Annotated in this window: 14 protein-coding genes; 7 read left to right on the top strand and 7 right to left on the bottom strand. The window is 52.6% G+C overall.

What is annotated here, in order from left to right:
* Positions 1-2,937: PAS domain S-box protein (locus NTZ04_06005; protein ID MCX5991865.1), on the bottom strand; the 2,937-nt coding region annotated here is incomplete at its 3' end.
* Positions 2,934-3,095, bottom strand: coding sequence for a hypothetical protein (locus NTZ04_06000; GenBank protein MCX5991864.1), 162 nt, complete (start codon positions 3,093-3,095; stop codon positions 2,934-2,936). The genes NTZ04_06005 and NTZ04_06000, both read right to left, overlap by 4 nt.
* A 302-nt stretch (positions 3,096-3,397) precedes the next feature.
* On the opposite strand from NTZ04_06000, the gene NTZ04_05995 reads away from it, so the two are divergent.
* Positions 3,398-4,195, top strand: a complete 798-nt coding sequence (locus NTZ04_05995; GenBank protein ID MCX5991863.1) for an alpha/beta hydrolase — start codon at positions 3,398-3,400, stop codon at positions 4,193-4,195.
* 70 nt (positions 4,196-4,265) lie between these two features.
* Here NTZ04_05995 and lgt read toward each other — a convergent pair whose 3' ends face one another.
* Positions 4,266-5,078, bottom strand: coding sequence for a prolipoprotein diacylglyceryl transferase (gene lgt, locus NTZ04_05990; protein MCX5991862.1), 813 nt, complete (start codon positions 5,076-5,078; stop codon positions 4,266-4,268).
* Between the two features lie 13 nt (positions 5,079-5,091).
* A complete protein-coding gene (gene ftsY / locus NTZ04_05985) occupies positions 5,092-6,000 on the bottom strand; it encodes a signal recognition particle-docking protein FtsY (protein MCX5991861.1) in 909 nt (302 codons plus the stop codon).
* A gap of 322 nt (positions 6,001-6,322) precedes the next feature.
* Between ftsY and NTZ04_05980 the strand changes: the two genes are divergently transcribed.
* Together NTZ04_05980 and typA are read left to right on the top strand one after the other, a co-directional pair.
* Positions 6,323-7,429: a magnesium transporter CorA gene (locus NTZ04_05980; GenBank protein ID MCX5991860.1), complete on the top strand. Its 1,107-nt coding sequence runs from the start codon at positions 6,323-6,325 to the stop codon at positions 7,427-7,429.
* 257 nt (positions 7,430-7,686) lie between these two features.
* Positions 7,687-9,534: a translational GTPase TypA gene (gene typA, locus NTZ04_05975; GenBank protein MCX5991859.1), complete on the top strand. Its 1,848-nt coding sequence runs from the start codon at positions 7,687-7,689 to the stop codon at positions 9,532-9,534.
* Positions 9,535-9,599: 65 nt separating this feature from the next.
* Here typA and glgP read toward each other — a convergent pair whose 3' ends face one another.
* Positions 9,600-11,741 (bottom strand): alpha-glucan family phosphorylase, encoded by a 2,142-nt coding sequence (glgP, locus tag NTZ04_05970; protein ID MCX5991858.1) that lies wholly within the window; start codon positions 11,739-11,741, stop codon positions 9,600-9,602.
* A gap of 502 nt (positions 11,742-12,243) precedes the next feature.
* Positions 12,244-12,708, bottom strand: a complete 465-nt coding sequence (gene mscL, locus NTZ04_05965; protein ID MCX5991857.1) for a large-conductance mechanosensitive channel protein MscL — start codon at positions 12,706-12,708, stop codon at positions 12,244-12,246.
* Positions 12,709-13,095: 387 nt separating this feature from the next.
* On the opposite strand from mscL, the gene NTZ04_05960 reads away from it, so the two are divergent.
* The 4 genes from NTZ04_05960 (at position 13,096) to recO (ending at position 16,175) form a co-directional block, all read left to right on the top strand.
* Positions 13,096-13,731: a hypothetical protein gene (locus NTZ04_05960; protein ID MCX5991856.1), complete on the top strand. Its 636-nt coding sequence runs from the start codon at positions 13,096-13,098 to the stop codon at positions 13,729-13,731.
* 183 nt (positions 13,732-13,914) lie between these two features.
* The gene (locus tag NTZ04_05955) at positions 13,915-14,490 is read left to right on the top strand and encodes a YdeI/OmpD-associated family protein (protein MCX5991855.1); all 576 of its coding nucleotides are present in this window, start codon (positions 13,915-13,917) and stop codon (positions 14,488-14,490) included.
* Positions 14,491-14,508: 18 nt separating this feature from the next.
* Entirely contained in the window at positions 14,509-15,273 is a 765-nt protein-coding gene (locus tag NTZ04_05950; GenBank protein ID MCX5991854.1) for a class I SAM-dependent methyltransferase, read from the top strand.
* A 113-nt stretch (positions 15,274-15,386) separates the two neighbouring features.
* Positions 15,387-16,175: a DNA repair protein RecO gene (recO, locus tag NTZ04_05945; protein MCX5991853.1), complete on the top strand. Its 789-nt coding sequence runs from the start codon at positions 15,387-15,389 to the stop codon at positions 16,173-16,175.
* A 30-nt stretch (positions 16,176-16,205) separates the two neighbouring features.
* Here recO and pheT read toward each other — a convergent pair.
* The coding region (gene pheT, locus NTZ04_05940) for a phenylalanine--tRNA ligase subunit beta (GenBank protein ID MCX5991852.1) at positions 16,206-18,413 on the bottom strand (2,208 nt) is incomplete at its 5' end.

Below are 18,413 nucleotides of genomic sequence, written 5' to 3'. Positions count from 1 at the left end.
CCCGGCTATGCGGATCGCCTGGGTCTGATCAGGGGTGAAGCCCATTTCCCGGGCTATGGCACAGCCAAGCTGGGCCACCCGCCTCTGGTGGCCGGCGGTATAGCGGTCCCTCGATTCCGACGTCAGTGCTATGGCCTGGATGGTGCCATCCAGGATTATTTCCAGCTTCCGGAGACTCTGTTCCAGTTGCTTCCTTGCCTCGCAGCGTTCGGTGATGTCACGTGAAACTCCCAGGTAACCGGTTATCTGGCCGTTTGAATCGCGCAGGTAGGTGGTCGCGTTCCCCACCCAGACGGTGGAGCCATCCTTGCAGTATAACTCCACCTCCATGGTGACGGTGCGATTCGGGTTGTATTGCCCTGTGTGCTCTTTGGCATCTTCTTCGGCCATGATTCGCATGGCAGTCTCCAGAGATGCCGGGGTCATGTTTTCTTCCAGCGGTTGGGCCAGGGCTTCCTCAACGGTGTAGCCCCGCAGAAGCGTCACGGACGGACTGACATAGGTGTACTTCAGGTCGGTGCCCATAGTCCAGATGACGTCGGACAGATTCTCGGCCAGCATGCGGTAGCGTGCCTCGCTCTCCCTTAGAGCCTCCCCTGCCTTCTTGCGCTCAGTGATATCGGAGATACACCCGACCATTTTGATGGGCTTCCCACTCTCGTCAAGAACCGCCTGGCCCTTGGAGCTTTGCCAGCGGTATTCGCCGGATTTGTGCCGATGCCGATACTCAACATCATATCTCCTGCCCTTCTCAAGATGGTTGGTCATAGCGCCGACCACACGATCGTGGTCGTCAGGGTGGATTCTTGATTCCCACGAACTGTACGTATGAGGCAATTCCGGATCATCAAACGAGTATCCGATAATCTCGCACCAGCGAGGGGAAAAGAACTCCTGATTGGTTTGAATATTCCATTCCCAAAGGCCATCTCCAACCGCATTGATGGCTAGGCGAAATCTTTCCTCGCTGTCCCTTAGATCCTCCTCCACCTTCTTGCGCTCGGTGATGTCCTGGAGTGTGCCAAACAGACGGACGGCGGGCCCGCCCGGCGCCATTTCGGCGACTCCACGCGCTACGCACACCATTGTCCCGCCGTCTTTCCGAATGGCCCCGAGTTCAAGCTCGTAAGGCGTTCCCCTGGCGACAGCGGCATCAACGGCCTGCTGCAGACGCGACATGTCGTTCTGGACATAGAAGGCTGGATGGTCGGCGAAACTCGGCGCTCCTTCCCGCGGGTCCCGCTGGAATATCCGGAACAACTCGTCCGACCAGGTGACTGTGTCCGTTGCGACATCCCATTCCCAGCTTCCGATTTGAGCTATACCCTCGGTCCGCCTGAGCATCGTGCGCTCGCGCTGCAGTTCCTCCTCCGCCAACCTGCGAACGGTGATGTCAGTCAGGAAGGCAATACTTGCTGGTCCGTCTGCCAGATGGATCGGCGCAATCGCCACTTGCACGGGAAATTCCGAGCCGTCAGTGCGCAAAAAGATTGCTTCATACTCGACAGGTACGGGGAGTCCCTGTAAGCGGCGGCGAGTCCACTCTTTGCTCTCTTCGCGGAATTGGGGTGCAAAATATTCGAAAGCCGGCCGCCCGACCATGTCTTCGATGCTCTGCAAACCCAGCATCTCAATAAATTTTCGATTTGCATACAGGCCGGTTCCGTCAAGATTGAACACGCCGATTGCTACCGGTGCTTGCTCTACAAAAGCCCGGAATCGGGATTCATGCTCCCGCAGGGCCTCCTCTGCCTTCTTGCCCTCGGTGATGTCGCGCAAATTGACTACAACAGCCTCCAAAGCGGGGGCATTTATATGGTTGGCTCCCAGAGCTTCAAGCCATCTCCATGATCCGCTCTTCTGCCGAGCTCTAAGCTCCATTTGTTCCGTGCCGCCTGGCTTTGCCAAAAGCTGACCAAAGCGCCTGATCGTCTCAGTAAGGTCATCTGGGTGCACGAAGTCAAGGAAGGAAAGACCGTCGACGGAACCATCCTCAAATCCGAGCATTGTCGTCATCGACGGGGTGCCATACAAAATCGCCCCGGCGGCATCCAGAAGGAGTATGCCATCCGTGCCTCTCTCCACAAGGGCTCGGAAGCGGTCTTCATCCCTTTGCAGAGCTTCCCGCACCAGTATGCGCTTAGTGATGTTTCGCATCATGATCAGATCAGCAGGCCTTCCCTGGTACGTGGCCGGCCCTGCACTGATCTCAAATCCTACCCGCCTACCACCCTTAGCCACGAGTTTTGTCTCTCTCGCCGATGAGGTACTCTCACCAGCCCTTAGTCGCTGGTACCAGTCAATATGATCAGCGAGGCACTCAGGCGCGACGAAATCAGCCATCGGAGCTCCCACAACCTCACCTGCAATGTAGTCCAAGTCTTTGACTACGAAGGGGTTGGCATATCTGATAACGCCATCCTGGACAATGGCAATACCGTCAGCGGATAGCTCCACCACGCTGCGATACATCTCTTCGCTTTCCCGCAGCGCCTCCGCCATCCTACTGCGCTCGGTGATGTCCTCTTCAAGTTGCGCGGTGCGTTCTTGGACCAAACCTTCAAGATCATCACGTTGTCGTCGCAGCGATTCCTCCGCCCGCTTGCGCGCTAAGGACAGGTAGGTAATTTCGCCCGCGACGAGTACGAAGATTAAGACCCTGACAAACGCTTGCAGGAGGATTGACGATTCACGCGTAAAGGCTATGGTGAGAAGAAAATAGAGGCACGCGATGATAACAGAGAATGCGAATCCGCGCTTGGTGTAGTACACGCAGGCGATGATAATGGGAATGTAGAAGAGGTTCTGAAAAATTATGAAATAGCCGGAGGCAAGGCAATAGATGCTTATGGCGATGATGGCGAGTGTTGTGACGGCAATTACAACAAGAGGCGACCAGCCTGATCGAATGGTTTGAAGAGGTTTATTAGTATTCATTCAGTTGCTCTCCCTCTGCCGTTGGCCCACCTTGTCTTTCCGTCGGGGACCAAGACGTTGATCAACTCATGTTTTGTCCGGTAGAAGTGACAGAAGTGGGTGCCCCAGGGGACGTCACCGATGATATCAATGCCTGTTTTTCTGCTTTGCTCGTCCATAGTAGTACACCTCCCCCCTAGTCGACTAGGGACGCCAAGGGCTGCATCAGTATACTGACTTACACAAACAATAACAACTAATATGATTTATCACTAATACGCTCTATCACTTCTCGACTGGGCTTTGCCCAACTGTCCCGCTCAGAACCTACTGACCGCACCGAAACCGTTGAGCCCCACCAGCAGCTCCAAAACAAATCCTGGCACGTTCGTCAGGCCAGGGTCGCATTAGTGCAAAAGTCCAGTTATAATAGTCCTATAAGTGCTCCTCAGGGGACCAGAAAGAAGGTTGAGAACTAAAAATGGACCAGAGTATGGGTAAGCTATCATCAGATGCGGGCACTGCAAGACGCCGGCAGGGCGCGCGTGCCACAACCAGCAAGGATACCATAGAAAGCGCGGAGTTGAAGCTCAAAGATCATAAAGCTCACTATTTGAAGGCGGGCAGTGGCCCTGCAATAGTGCTGTTTCATGGGGGGGCCAGCGATTGCCGGGACTGGACGGAGACAATGACCTTCCTCTCCCCCTCATTCAGTCTTTATGCCCCCGACATGCTGGGCTATGGTCATAGCACCGGACATAATGGGCAGGAGGACGGCTACTATTTGTCAGATTTCGTGAGCCATGCCGTCCAGTTTGTCCAGGCGTTGGATTCCGAGTCTTTGGTCCTGGTAGGGCACTCATTGGGCGGCAGGGTATGCCTGGAGATCGCCCTTAGTCACCCAACAATCGTCAGCAGACTGGTTCTGATTGACACGGTAGGATTCGGCAAGCTGTCACCCGCGGGAACCACCCTGGGCGCATCGGCCTGGGCAGTGCGCAGGGTTCTCAGGCGTCCGCAGCCCTATCCCAAGTTTTTGAAAGAAAACGGCGAAGAAAAGGACTGGTCGTGCCTGGAGAGACTGCCGGCCCTCAAGGTACCCACGCTCATTGTATGGAACCGCTACGATCCGTACTACTCTGTGCGTGGTGCCCTCAAGGCCAAGGAACTGATACCTGATGCACGTCTAGAGGTGATCCCGGGCTATGGTCATGCTCCCCACATACGGAAGAGGGACCTATTCAACAGTCTCCTGCTGAACTTCATCGACCACAGATAGGTAGAGGGGGAAAAGACGGGATCACCACTTGGGGATAAGGCACATTGGAAGCCCCGGATGGAGGTAACTCCTAAGGCTGCGGCTCCTGAACCTTCACCTCTGGAGGCTCCGGTTTCATCAGCCTCACCTTTCGATAAGCTAGCAAACCCACCGCGATCACAAAAAGAGCAATGGATATAATATGTGACTCGTGCAGCGGACCCAGCACCGTCACCTCATCCCTGACAAAACTGATAAAGAACCTCCCGAAGGAATACACTACTATCATGACCAGGAAGAGGCTCCCATCCGGCTTTATCCGATCCTTCAACCGCCACAGCAGCGCGAAAAGTGCCATGTTCCATATGATTTCATATACCGCCGCCGGGTGGGTGGCGACCCACAGGTAGGGATAAGCATAGGAATCCGGATTGGTATAGATAAAGCCCCAGGGCAGCGAGGTCGGCGTCCCGACCGAATCCCCGTTTATGGTGCAGCCAATCCTGCCAATAGAGAGTCCTAACATAATACCGGGGGCAGCGGCATCGGCAAAGCGCCCCAGCGAGAATTTCCTGATTCGAGAATAGACGACCACCGCCAGGATACCCCCGATCAGCCCGCCATACCAGCCCAACCCCCCGTTCCACAAAGCAATCAGCTCACCGGGGTTGCCACGATAGTCATCAAGATGATCCAGGATATGGGTGATCCTTGCCCCTATCAGGCCAAAGATAACTGCACAGATGGAAGAGGTGTAGATGATGTCCTCCGTGAACCCCGCCCTCTTGGCCAGGTGCAGCGTGAGCAGCACACCCACTATTATGCCAATGAACATGAGGATTCCATGCCAGCCAATAGAAAAGGACCCGAAGGTGGCAATGTTGGGGTCTATGCCTATGTGCATCAATCTTCCCCTTTCAGGACATGATGGCTTCTACGAAGGTCTGGGGATCAAAGGGCGCCAGATCGTCCAGGGTCTCCCCCGTGCCAATGAACCGTACCGGTATCTTCAACTGGTCGCAGATGGCCAGCACAATGCCGCCCTTGGCCGTGCCGTCCAGCTTGGTCAGGACGATGCCGTTGACCCCCACGGTCTCGGTGAAATACTTGGCCTGGATCAGTCCATTCTGCCCGGTGGTCGCATCGAGGACCAGCAGTATCTCATGAGGAGCTGAAGGGTCCACCCTCTGAACCACGCGCTTTATCTTCTTCAGTTCCTCCATCAGGTTGAACTTGGTATGCAGGCGGCCGGCAGTATCGACGATGACGGTCTGGGCACCACGGGTCTTGGCTGCCTGAAGGGCATCAAAGACCACCGCCCCCGGATCGGCCCCTGGCTGGTGGGCAATGACCTCAGCGCCTATCCGCTCACCCCACCACTTGAGCTGTTCAATGGCCGCCGCTCTGAACGTATCGGCCGCAGCCAGTATCACCTTTCCTTCTTTCCCATAACCATAGCCCAGCTTGGCAATGGTGGTGGTCTTGCCCGAACCATTGACACCCACCACCAGTATGACTCTCGGAGAAGCTGCCGCAGTCGGCTCCTTCCCATCGACCTTCAACATCAGGGCCATCTCCTGCATCAAAGCAGCCCGCACCTGCTGGGTATCGCCGATTCTCTCCTTGCCTACCCTGTCCTTCACCCGCTGGATAAGCTTGGCGGCCGTATCCACCCCGGCATCGGCAGCAATGAGCAGTTCCTCCAGCTCCTCCCACGACTGCTTGTCTATGGTAGGACGATCAAATAGACTGGTGATCTTACTGAACCACGTCTCTTTGCTGCGCTTTACAGCCTGCTCCGTCTTCCGTTTGAACAGACTAAACAACGCCAGTCTCCATCGCAGTCACGGGAACATGTTAGCACGGGGGCAGAACGTGGTCAAAAAACCACAATGGGCTTTTGCGATGGTGGATATTCCTCTGGCTGGTTTCATTCAATGTCTTATGCCATAGTGCTATACTTATAATTAGTCGTAGTCAAACAAGAGTGGCTATCCTGTTTTAGGAAACCCCGGGTCTTGGATTTCTGATGCCTTGACTTGCGGGTTTTCAGGGTTTGTATAGGAGTGAACGAATCTGATGAAAAGGGGTCTATCTATCATCTGAATGACATAGCCTCACACTGATGGGGCTGGAAGGGGTGTGTTGATGGAAGAACTTGAAATGAACGTGAATGCTCAGAAAATCAGCCCCAGCCAACCTGAGGGCTTCCAAAAACACTGGTTTTGCGTTGCCATGTCTCCATCAGGCGGCAGCATTTACAAGACTGACGCCGAGTCGCCAGAGGGCTTTCTGGAGATACTTGGCCAGGCACCGGTTGCGTGGGTCGACTACTGGACCGACGACTTCGATAAGGAAGCTCCCATTGCTGCAGCCCAGCTTGGCTTCAGTGATGCCCTGATCTCCTCTTTGACGGGGGATTCCCGCTTGACCTATCAGGACTTCGATACCGAGATGGGGATAAGGCTCCCATCTATTCAGGTTCACCAGTTTCAAGTGGAGCGGTACCCTCTATTGCTGCTCATACGCAGGAATTTCATCCTCTCTATTCACCCCATCAACGTGGATCGGAGATATCGCCGTCTGCGGAGATATGCAGATACCTTCATAAGGAAGATACGCCTTGAGGCCTGTGCTGAAGATAAGCTGACCCTGCTCCTCATGCGTCTAATTGATGAGACTAATGAGAGAAACTTTGAACACCTGCGGCAGGTGGAGGAACTCGGCGACGCACTGAACAAAGATATGTCGAACCCGAATGCGCCGCGTCAGGACCTGGGGCCGAAGATCTATGAAATGAAGCATGCCCTTATTACCTATCTGGATGGCCTCTGGGAAACCGTGGACGTGCTTCATGCCCTGCGATATGGAGATGCTGAGCTCATCACAGACAACCCGAAACTGCTCACCAGGATGGCCTTGCTGACCGAGGATGTCAACGGGCAGATCGGACTGGCGGAGCACCTTTCAGAGGTTCTGGCTTCGGGGCTGGAGACTCTGCAGACCATCTATAACAATCAGCTTCAGGTCATCAACAACAGGTTGTCGCTGGTTATCACCTATCTGACCATTCTAGGCACAGCCTTCCTTGTGCCCAATACCCTGGCTACCATCTTGAGCAGTTCTGCCTTTAATATGGAAACCGATGATATAGGCTGGTATGTGGCTTTGCTCGTTGGCTCGACTGTCCTGGCTACCGGGGCGGCCTACTGGTGGGCAAGGAGGTGGGGCCCCATATCTAAGCCAAATATCTAATAGGCTAATTAGGGCAGATGGACACATGTAAGGTTATGGTTTTAGGAAATCGGCTGCTAAGGGGAAGACGAAGGATGATATCCTGCCTGAACTCAAAGTATTCGGGCTGGCATTTCTATCTCTGATTGAGGTCAGACAACACCAAGCAACCGGTGTTTCCACCCCAGAAACAGGGCAGAGTCCCCGTTCAGTGAGACAGTAGTGTATATCTATCGGAGGATGTCGGGAAAAGTAGCACGCCTATTGGGAGGTTTGGGTTGGTTCAGAATCGCCGCAGTGATATAAGAAACATAGCTATAATCGCCCACGTAGACCACGGTAAGACCAGCCTGGTGGATGCCATGCTCAAGCAAAGCAAGGTCTTCCGGGATAATGAGCAGGTAGGGCAATTCATAATGGATCAGAATCCACTGGAACGTGAGAAGGGCATTACCATTCTGGCCAAGAATACTGCATTGATCTATCGGGGAATCAAAATCAATATCATAGATACCCCAGGGCATGCCGATTTCAGTGGAGAAGTGGAACGGGTAATGAATATGGCTGACGGCTGCCTGCTGCTAGTAGACTCTGTGGAAGGGCCAATGCCCCAGACCAAGTTTGTGTTGCGTCAGGCTTTGGGAAAGGGACTCAAGCCTATTGTGGTCATTAACAAGATAGACAGAGAGAATTCAAGGATAGCCGAGGTAGTCAGGCTAACTCAGGATCTCTTCCTGGAGTTGGTTACCAATGCTGACCAGCTTGATTTTCCAGTGCTTTACACAAGTGCCAGAGACGGTATAGCCATAACTGAGCCCGGGACTCAAGGCAAAGACCTGGTACCTCTCTTTGAATGTATCCTGCGGAATGTGCCACCTCCGTCCATTGAGAATGGCCTGTTTCAGATGCTGGTATCCAACCTGGACTACAATAACTACAAAGGCAAGATTGCCATTGGCAGGATTCTTCGGGGCAGGGTAGCTCCCCATGACCCTGTGGTCACTATTGATAGGGATGGAAACATTACACGCCATGAAATCAGCCAGGTATTTACTCATCTCGGCCTTGAACGTCTGGAGGTAGAAGAAGCTCTGGCCGGTGATATCGTAGCCGTGACCGGTGTAGAAAAAGTCAGCATCGGAGATACCATCGCCAGCCCAGAGCAACCCCAGGCTCTACCGGGCATATATGTAGGTGAACCTACAGTAGAGATGACCTTCGGGGTGAGCAACTCGCCACTCGCTGGCAGAGAGGGGCAGTTAGGCACCTCTCGTCATTTACGGGCCAGGCTCTACAGGGAACTGGAAACCAACATCAGCCTCAGAGTCCAGGATACAGAGAATGCTGATGTCTTTCTGGTATGCGGCAGGGGAGAATTGCATCTGGCTATATTGATTGAGACTATGCGCCGGGAGGGCTACGAATTCCAGGTTTCCAAACCAGAGGCCATCACCAAGACAGTGGACGGCACGGTTCTTGAACCCGTGGAGTCTCTTACTATTGACACCAGAGAGGAGTGCATCGGGATTGTGACAGAGATCCTGAGTAAACGGCAGGCTCGGCTCACTGACATGCGTAATGATGGAAAGGGTAACATATATCTCGAGTTTCGAATTCCCACCAGGGGACTGATTGGTTTCCGGACTGCCTTTCTTACTGCCACCAGAGGTGAAGGAGTCATGAACACATTGTTCTTAGGCTACGAGCCCTGGGCTGGGGAAGTTGTTTCGGTTCGTGGGGGAGTGCTGGTAGCCTCAGCAGCCGGTATAGCTCTTGCCTATGGCCTTAATAATGCTCAGGGGAGGGGGGTTACCTTCATTGAACCCGGCGCACAGGTATATGAAGGTATGATAGTAGGGTTAAATTCACGTGGACAGGATATTGCTGTGAACGTATGCAAGGAGAAGAAACAGACTAATATTCGCTCATCCACTTCCGATATTGCGGTAAAGTTGACCCCTCCCATTAAGCTGAGCCTGGAGCAGTCCCTGGATTTCATAAATAACGACGAGCTAGTTGAGGTAACTCCCAAGAATATAAGGCTACGGAAGAAGATGCTTACCCAGCATGAGCGGCTGAGGGCCAGCTATACGGCACGACGAAACTTAGGTGGAGATACCGACTGAATGTGCCGCAGACGCTTCATTTAAGCACAGACAGGAATTTATTTCGCGGTGCGCCTGAAAGACGTTTAACGGGAGCTTGAGGAAGGCTGCCGTATGTACAACCGGTCAGTGTATTCCTTCATCATTCGCCGCGCGCAGAAGACAGGCACAATAGAGCGGATAGCCTCTTTGACCACAGTGATCCAGCCATGGGGCACGCCGCTCCGGTCCCGCTTGTAGAAGAGGGGCACAATCTCTTCTTCTAAGAGGCGGTAGAGTGCATCTGCATCTGCTCTGTCCTCTTCCTCCGGGCTGGCTGGTCTAAGGCCATCGCCGATGACCCAGCCGTTGACACCATTGTATGCCTCGTACCACCAACCGTCGCTGACGCTGAGTTGAGGTACGCCGTTCAAGGAGGCTTTCATACCGCTGGTTCCACAGGCTTCCTGGAGGCGGCGGGGGTTGTTCAACCAAAGGTCTACCCCCTGCACAAGAAGACGCGCCGTATGCATGTCGTGGTCTCCGAGGAAGGCAATCCTCCCCATGAACTCACGGTTTGCTGCCAGAGAGCATACCTCGTGAAGGCACTGTTTTGAAGGATAATCTGCGGGATGGGATTTGCCGGCAAAGACTATCTGAATCGGGCGGAATGGGTCATTGGTGAGCCGCTTGAGGCGCTCGATGTCCTGGAAGATCAGCGCCGGTCGCTTATACCCTGCGAAACGCCGGACGAATCCAATGGTCAGCACTTCCGGGTGGAGCAAGGCCCCCATTGCCATGATTTGTTTGGGCTCCAGTTCACCATTGCCCCAACCTCTCTGGGCAAACTCGAGGATGAGAGTCAGAAGCTTGGACTTGAGTTGCTTGCGGACTTTCCAGATTTCGTGGTCCGGGATGTCAATAATATGCTCCCAAAGGTGTGGGTCATCATGCCATTTCATCCAGTCTTGGCCCAGATACTTCTCGTACAGCTTGCCCATTTCGGGGGCAATCCAGGTGGGCACGTGGATTCCATTGGTCACATGTAAGATGGGCACCTCGTCCTCTGGGAGTTCAGGCCATGTCTCGTGCCACATCTTCCGCGCCACCATGCCATGAAGCTTACTGACTGCGTTACAGCGATCAGCAGTGGCGAGGGCAAATGCCGTCATGTTGAAGACTCCATCGTGGTGGCCATTCTCTTGCCCCAGCTCAAGAATGGCATCACGATCAATCTGCGACGAGTCAAAGTAATTGCTGAAGTATTTAGCCATTAGCCCAACGGAGAAAACGTCGTGACCGGCCGGCACTGGCGTGTGGGTGGTGAAAACAGTGACTGCCTTTATTTTATGGATGGCTTCGGCAAGAGGGGTGCCTTCCCCCACTTCCTCTCTGATGCGTTCCAGCATCATGAAGGCTGTGTGGCCTTCGTTGGCATGCCAGACAGCGGGCTGAATGCCGAGCGCCCGCAGAACACGCACTCCGCCAATACCCAGGAGGATTTCCTGTTGAATGCGCACCTCTCGGTCGGCGGTGTAGAGGCGGGCAGACAGTTGCCGATCCTCCGGGGTGTTCTCTTCAGTATTGGTGTCGAGCAAATAGAGGGTTGTCTGGCCTACCAGGACCTGCCAGACTGCGATAGAAACAGCTCTCTTGTCCAACTGAACCTGTGCCAGGGTTGTATGCCCGCTGGAAGAGAATATCTGGGTGACGGGAGCCTCATCGAAATCTAACTGGGTGTATATTTCCTCCTGCCAGCCGTCAGCAGATATGCGCTGATGGAAATACCCCTGAGGGTACATCAATCCCACCCCTATCAGTGGCAGACCCAGGTCACTGGATTCCTTACAAATATCGCCAGCCAGGATCCCCAGCCCGCCGGCATACAGAGGCAGGGAGTTGTGTATGGCAAACTCCGCCGAAAAATAGGCAATGGGCCCAGTCAATTCGTTACGGTGCCTTGCAGCATACCAAGTGTTGTCTGCTACCATATCAGTATCGAAGGCTGCCATTACAGTGTCGTAGAGAGTAAGAAATGCTGGATCGATGCTGGCCGCTTGCAGCTTAACCGGGCTTATCTCGTGCAGCAATTTGACAGGGTTGTGTCCACCGAGTTTCCATACTGGATAGTCCAGGATTCGAAAAAGATCACGTGCCTGGGGATGCCAACTCCACCACAGGTTATGAGCAAGCTCATTTAGTCTTCCGATGCGCCTTGGTAATACTGGGCTCGGAGCGTTGCTAATCATATATTGCTCTCCTCGAGGGATAGCTTTGGAATCCTGAGACTCTGATGGGGTGTACACCTTGTTCTTATGGGTGAAAAGGGGAGTAGATAATCTTCAGACAACAGGAAGCGGCTTTGGAGAAAGCCCCCCCTATCCCCTGGCCGGGTTTGGTGGATGAAGTAAACACACACTGGAATATAGCATAGCATACCACACATCCATACGCACAACAGACGACAGAGTCAAATCTCTTGCCATCACTTCTCATCTAAGTAGAGTCTAGGGGGATCACGTCACGGAAGTGTCTCATGGGATACTGTTGGTGTCACAACTTCTTATCAGGTGAGGCAGAGGATAATAACAGAGGAGTCGCAGAGAATCGGGCGCGTGTCATAACCACAAGGAGTTGTCCACTCCAGTGATATTATCTTCCCGGTTTACTGTATATATGGCCTTAAGCGCCAAGCTACTCAAGCAGGTTGGCACACAATACTTCATTCTGATCAGTGCTGCCGTCAGTGCCCTATGCAGGCTTCAGCTCTGAAGTACAGTGAGCGCAACGGGTAGCCTTGATGGGGATGGTGGAGAGACAGTAAGGGCATTCTTTTGTGGTTGGCACTCCTGCTGCCTTTGGCTTTTCCGCCGCTCGGCGCATTCTGTTTATGTAGCGGATCATAAGGAATATCACAAAAGCAACGATGAGGAAAGTAATGACGTAGTTTATGAACACGCCGTAGTTGATGGTAACCGCACCGCCCTCCTGGGCCTGCTTGAGCGTATCGTATGGCCCGACTGCAATCGTTCCCTCTTTAATGACCGCAAAGAGATTAGCGAAATCGACGTTGCCCAGCAGAAGGCCTATGGGCGGCATGATGATATCCTTCACCAGGGATGAGATAATGGCCCCGAAGGCAGCGCCGATGATGATGCCAACGGCCATGTCCATCACGTTGCCCCGCATGATGAATTCCTTGAACTCTTTCACCATTCTTGCTCTCTCCTTTCCATCAATTCACCGAGTGTGGTTCTGGATGCTCTCATTAACCGGTCCGGCCAATCCGGAATATGCTCTGCTTGCCTTGCAGAGCACCACTATGATCAACTGCGATATTATAACACAGGCATATGATACCGATCTCCAAGTGAACAGTGTCTCCATTATCTCCCGTCAGTTAGCAGCAGGCAATTGAATGCAAAGGGGTTAACACGCCTTCGGCAAGAAATCCCACGGCCTGTTATACTGACAGGAAATCAGAACTCCGCATCTTATACGGATCAGTCTAATTATTGTTATGTAGTAAGAGAAGAGGATATGTACGAAGCCCATCCAGTGTTCACTCAGCCATCTAACGAGCATGCGAAAGTGTGGCGGTATATGGATTTCACTAAGCTTGTTTCCCTACTCGACTCGCGTCAGCTCTACTTTGCTAGAACCGACAAGGTCGGTGACCCCTTCGAGGGTTCGTGGCCAAAGATAAATGTCGCTGCTCGCCAACAAGTTCCTGACATTGTTTCGCCGGAAGCCCGGGAGAATTTTCTGAGGGCGATGGCGATGCTGGGAGAGCACTCGCGAAAGTGGGCTCGATGCAACGCGATTAACTGCTGGCACATGAATGAACATGAGTCTGCGGCCATGTGGAAGCTATACCTAAAGAGCGACGAAGGTGTCTCAATTCAGTCCACTTATTCAAAGCTAAGGGAATCCCTCATTGACGACGAGAGAATCTTCCTCGGAGTGGTCAACTACATCGATTACGACACCGAGTGGATCGACGCCGGAAACGCGTTGACTCCGTTCGTGCACAAGCGAAGGAGCTTTGAGCATGAGCGAGAGGTTAGGGCGTTGGTTGCGAGATGGCCCAGCCCTGAGAATGGAATGGACTTTGACAAGGGCACTATCGCTCACGGGGTAAAGATCAGAGTGGCCATTGAGAAAATGGTGGAGCGCGTTTTTTGTAGCGCCAAGCGCCCCGGAGTGGTTTGCCGAACTAGTCGGTGCAGTTGTGAATAGGTATGGCTATGGGTTTCAGGTGGTCCAGTCCAAGTTAGACGAACAGCCTGTCTTCTAGAACTCCTAACAACGGCTTCAACACGGACTGGCTTCTCCGCTGGTGCTCCGAAGCCAGCCGGTTAAGCTGAGCGTTGGGTCGCCTGCACGCTGAACCGCTATTTTCGCTAGATGACTGGATGCTCTATGAAAGGCAGCTTAGACGAGGCCAGACTTTTGTATGTGACAAATGCCAGGGAATGGCGCGATTGGCTCAAGAAGCACTATAAGCTGGAGAAAGAAGTGTGGCTTGTGTACTACAAGAAGCATACTGGAGAGCCGCGCATTCCTTACAACGACGCAGTTGAAGAAGCGCTCTGCTTTGGTTGGATCGATAGCACTGTTAGGCGCATTGATGAGGCTAGATTCGCCCAAAGGTTCTCTTTGAGAAATCCCAAGACCCCGTACTCACAAGCGAATAAGGAACGGCTTAAGGGACTTATCAAGGAGGGCAAAGTCGTCGATGAAGTGTTGTCAACCCTGGGGGATCTTGTGGGAGAGCAGTTTGAGATACCGCCGGACGTCCTCGATGCTATCAAGGCAAACAAGGAGGCTTGGGAGAACTTTCAAGGATTCTCGCAACCGTACATACGGATCCGCATTGCGTTTATAGACGGAGCCCGCAACAGGCCCCAGGAGTTCAAGAAGCGCCTGAGGTACTTCATCGAGATGACCGGGAAGAACAAGCAATTTGGGTTTGGTGGCATTGAGAAGTATTTTTGAACAGGAGGACAAAACAATATGAAACAATGGTATGAAGAGTTGTTTGTAAACTACGGAAAGAAATACGATAACGAAAGTTTTGCTCAAGGGACTGTTGGAGAGTGTGACTTTATTGAAAAAGAAATCGAATATGACAAAGCAACAAGAATTCTAGATATAGGATGCGGCACCGGCAGACATTCAATTGAATTAGCCAAGAGAGGATATATCGTTGTTGGAATTGATTTATCAGAATCGCTTTTGAAACGGGCAAAAGAAAAAGCATCTGAACAGAAGCTGCAAATTGTTTTTCAGAAACATGACGCAAGGAACCTTCCTTTTTTGCATGAATTTGATTTGGTCATCATGCTATGTGAAGGCGCATTCCCGTTGATGGAAACCGACGAAATGAATTTTCAAATTCTCCAAAATGCCGCCAATGCCTTAAAACCAAAAGGGAAATTGGTATTTACTACCTTGAATGGTTTGTTTCCTCTGTTTCATTCCGTCAAAGATTTCCTTGATTCAGAAACAAAAGAAGGGAATGCGAAATGCGGCAGTCTTTCATTTGATCTGATGACTTTCCGAGAGCATAGCACCTTAGATGTTGAAGATGATCTTGGGAACAAAAAGGAACTGCAATGCAATGAAAGGTATTATGTGCCATCCGAAATAACCTGGCTATTAAGAACACTAAATTTTAGAACTGTTGATATTTACGGTGCGAAGCTTGGCGCTTTCAGTCGAAACGATAAATTATCAACCGAAGATTTTGAAATGCTGGTAATAGCGGAAAAACAATAAGTCCTCACGTGTCTTGGCAGGGGTAAGTGCAATCGTATGATCACCGCTGTTCCTCACCGGCATTTGATCAGTGGCAGTTATCTCCCGTCAGCTAGTGATGCTAGAATGTAGCCATGCCAGGACTGTACAAGACCGAGGGTATCGTATTGAAGCATTCCTACATAGGAGAGGCTGATGCGGTGCTCATAGTATATACGCCATTCCTGGGCAAACTGAGAGCTGTTGCCAGGGGAGTGAAGCGGCCCAAGAGCAGGCTGGCCGGTCACGTGGAACCGCTGACACACTGCTCAATGATGCTGGCTGAAGGACGGGATCTGGACATTGTTTCCGGATGCCAGACCGTGGACGCCTTTATGTCTCTGAGATCTGACCTGTGGCTCCTGTCTTATGGTCTGTATGCGGCTGAGTTGACCGATCGGCTCGGTGCTGAAGGCGCTGAAAACCGGCCCCTTTTCCTGCTTCTCTTGAACGCGCTGCGATCGCTTTCCGGTGGTGTTGACCCAAACCTGGTCCTCCGTTATTTCGAACTTCGCTCGGTGGCCTGCTCCGGTTACCTTCCGGAGCTTTGGAAGTGTGTTTCCTGCAGACACAGCTTAAAGGCAACACCAAATTTCTTCAGTGCGCCTGCCGGTGGGGTGTTGTGCTCTGATTGTGGGGCGGCTGACCGCTTCAGTCGGGCTATTTCTCCAGACGTCATCAAGCTACTGCGTTTCTTCAGCCAGAATGATTATCCGGCAATAAAGAGGTTGAATCTTAAGGCAAACCTGGCGAAGGAAACTGAGGAGTTGATGCACGGCTACATTGCCTGCGTCCTTGATCAGGAAGTCAAATCTGCCAGGTGGCTGCGTCAATTGCGTGTCAGCGAAGAAAAGAAACCAGAGGGTGCCAAAAAACCGCAGTAATTGCCAGTCTGCACTCGAAGCAGGTTAAGATCAGGCGCGCAGGGTAGCTCCCACTTCCCGGGTGAGTTTAGAGAGGATGTCCTTCTCTACAACTTCCATCTCTTCGTCGGTTAGAGTATGGGTGGATGATTGGTAGTCTATCCTGAAAGCCAATGATTTCTTGCCCGGAGGCACCTGTTTTCCGGTGTAGAGGTCAAAGAGAGTAATGTGGCTCACCAGTGGTAAGCCACGGCCACGGATGATCTCCTCTACCTTCCTGGCGGGCACTGCTACATCTACTACTATGGCAAGATCTCTCACAGATCGCGGGAAGCGGGACAGAGGACTGTATTTGCCCCTTAGTTTGTTGCAGGAGAGTAATCTGTCTATATCAAGTTCGAAGATGGCTACCGGCTGGGGAAGGAGGTCAAAGCTCCCGGCCACTCCGGGGTGCACTTCTCCAACAATCCCTACTGCAGTATGATCGATCAGGATTTTCGCTATTCTGCCGGGGTGGAAACTTGCCTCAGTACTTGCCTCAAAATCTGCCTCCGCTCCTAATCTCTTCAGTACGGCCTCCACCACTCCCTTCGCATCAAATAAATCAAGCTGTCCCTTTTCACCGAGCCACGAGGGTTCACTGCGGGGACCGCTCAGCACTCCAGCCAGGATTTCCCTTTCCTCAGGCAGATCGCTTCCTCTGGCAAAGAATACCTTGCCAATCTCGAAGAATCTGAGGCTGCCATCTTCGTGTTTCTGGTTCTCTGCAAGAATCCCCAGAAGTCCGGGGCGCAGGCTGGTACGGAGATACTCCTGCTCTATACTCAAAGGATTGGCCACTTTTACAGGTTGTCCCACAGAGGTTATCCTGGCTAGCCTGTCATGGCTGGTCAGTGAATACGTAATCGCTTCCTGAAATCCACAACCCACCAGCATATCCCGCAGGTCTTCCCTGAAGGTGAGCGTGGGGGTGGGCTGTTGCCTGGGCAACTGGCTGCTGAGTGTAGTGGTGGGGATGGAGTCATAGCCAATGATACGGGCCAGTTCCTCAACTATGTCAGCGGCCCTGTTCACGTCCATGCGCCAGTAAGGCACGGCTATTTCCATTTGTTCCAATGAGTCTACTGATTGACACTGGAACCCGAGTGATGTGAGTATCTCGATGATTTGTTCACGCTTCAATTCTATACCCAATAGGCGTTTCACCCAGGAAGTATGGAATACGATTGGCTCTCTCTCTTTTTTGCCGGGGTAAACATCGATGATGCCCCTGGCGGCTTTCCCACCGGCCAACTCCACTATTAGTTGAGTGGCTCGCTTCAATGCTGGCAGGGTGAGTTCAGGGCTGATCCCTCTTTCGAACCGGATAGAGGCCTCACTGCGCAGTTTCAAGTTTACCGAGGTGCGTCGGATGCTTATGGGATGAAAATTCGCTGATTCCAGCAACACTGATTTAGTTATATCGATAACCTCGCTGTCAGCGCCACCCATCACACCGGCAATGGCTACAGGGATCTGGCTGTCAGCGATAACCAGTGTGTCCGGGTTAAGGACGCGATCCACGCCGTCAAGGCTGGTCAACTTTTCTCCTTGTGAAGCGCGGCGGACTACTATCTTTTTCTCTCCGATTTGACGGAAGTCAAAGGCGTGAAGCGGCTGCCCATACTCCAGCATGACATAGTTGGTGATATCCACAATGTTATTTATCGGCCGCATACCGCAGGCAATCAGTCTCTGCTGCATCCAGGGTGGTGAGGGGGCTACCCTGACATCTTCAATCAGACTGGCGCAGTAACGGCGGCACAGGTCAGCATCGATAATCTCCACCGAGACGAGCTGCCCTATGGCCGGCCCTTCCTCGGTGTACTCGGTGGGTGGAAGCTTTATCTCCTGCTTGATGAAAGCAGCCACCTCCCTGGCTATACCTATCACTGAAAGGCAGTCAGGGCGGTTTGGGGTGATCTCCAGATCCAGGATAGCGTCGCCGAGGTAGTCAGCCAGTGGAATACCCAGCGGTGCCTCCGGCGGGAGTATCAGGACGCCTTCGTGGCTGTCAGAGATACCCAGTTCTTTCTCAGAGCAGGCCATACCTTCAGAGGCTGTGCCTCTTATCATGGCTGGCTTAAGTTGAAAGAGTTCTCCCGTATGGCCGTCGATAAGCTGGGCTCCTATCTGCGCAAAGGGCACCTTATTGCCGGCCTGGATATTGGGTGCGCCGCATACCACTGTGGAGTGACCCTTCCCGAAATCTATAGTGGC

This window comes from Chloroflexota bacterium (assembly GCA_026389585.1).
Classification (GTDB): Bacteria; Chloroflexota; Dehalococcoidia; order UBA2247; family RBG-13-53-26; genus JAPLHP01.
This window is presented reverse-complemented; position numbering and strand designations above follow the sequence as displayed.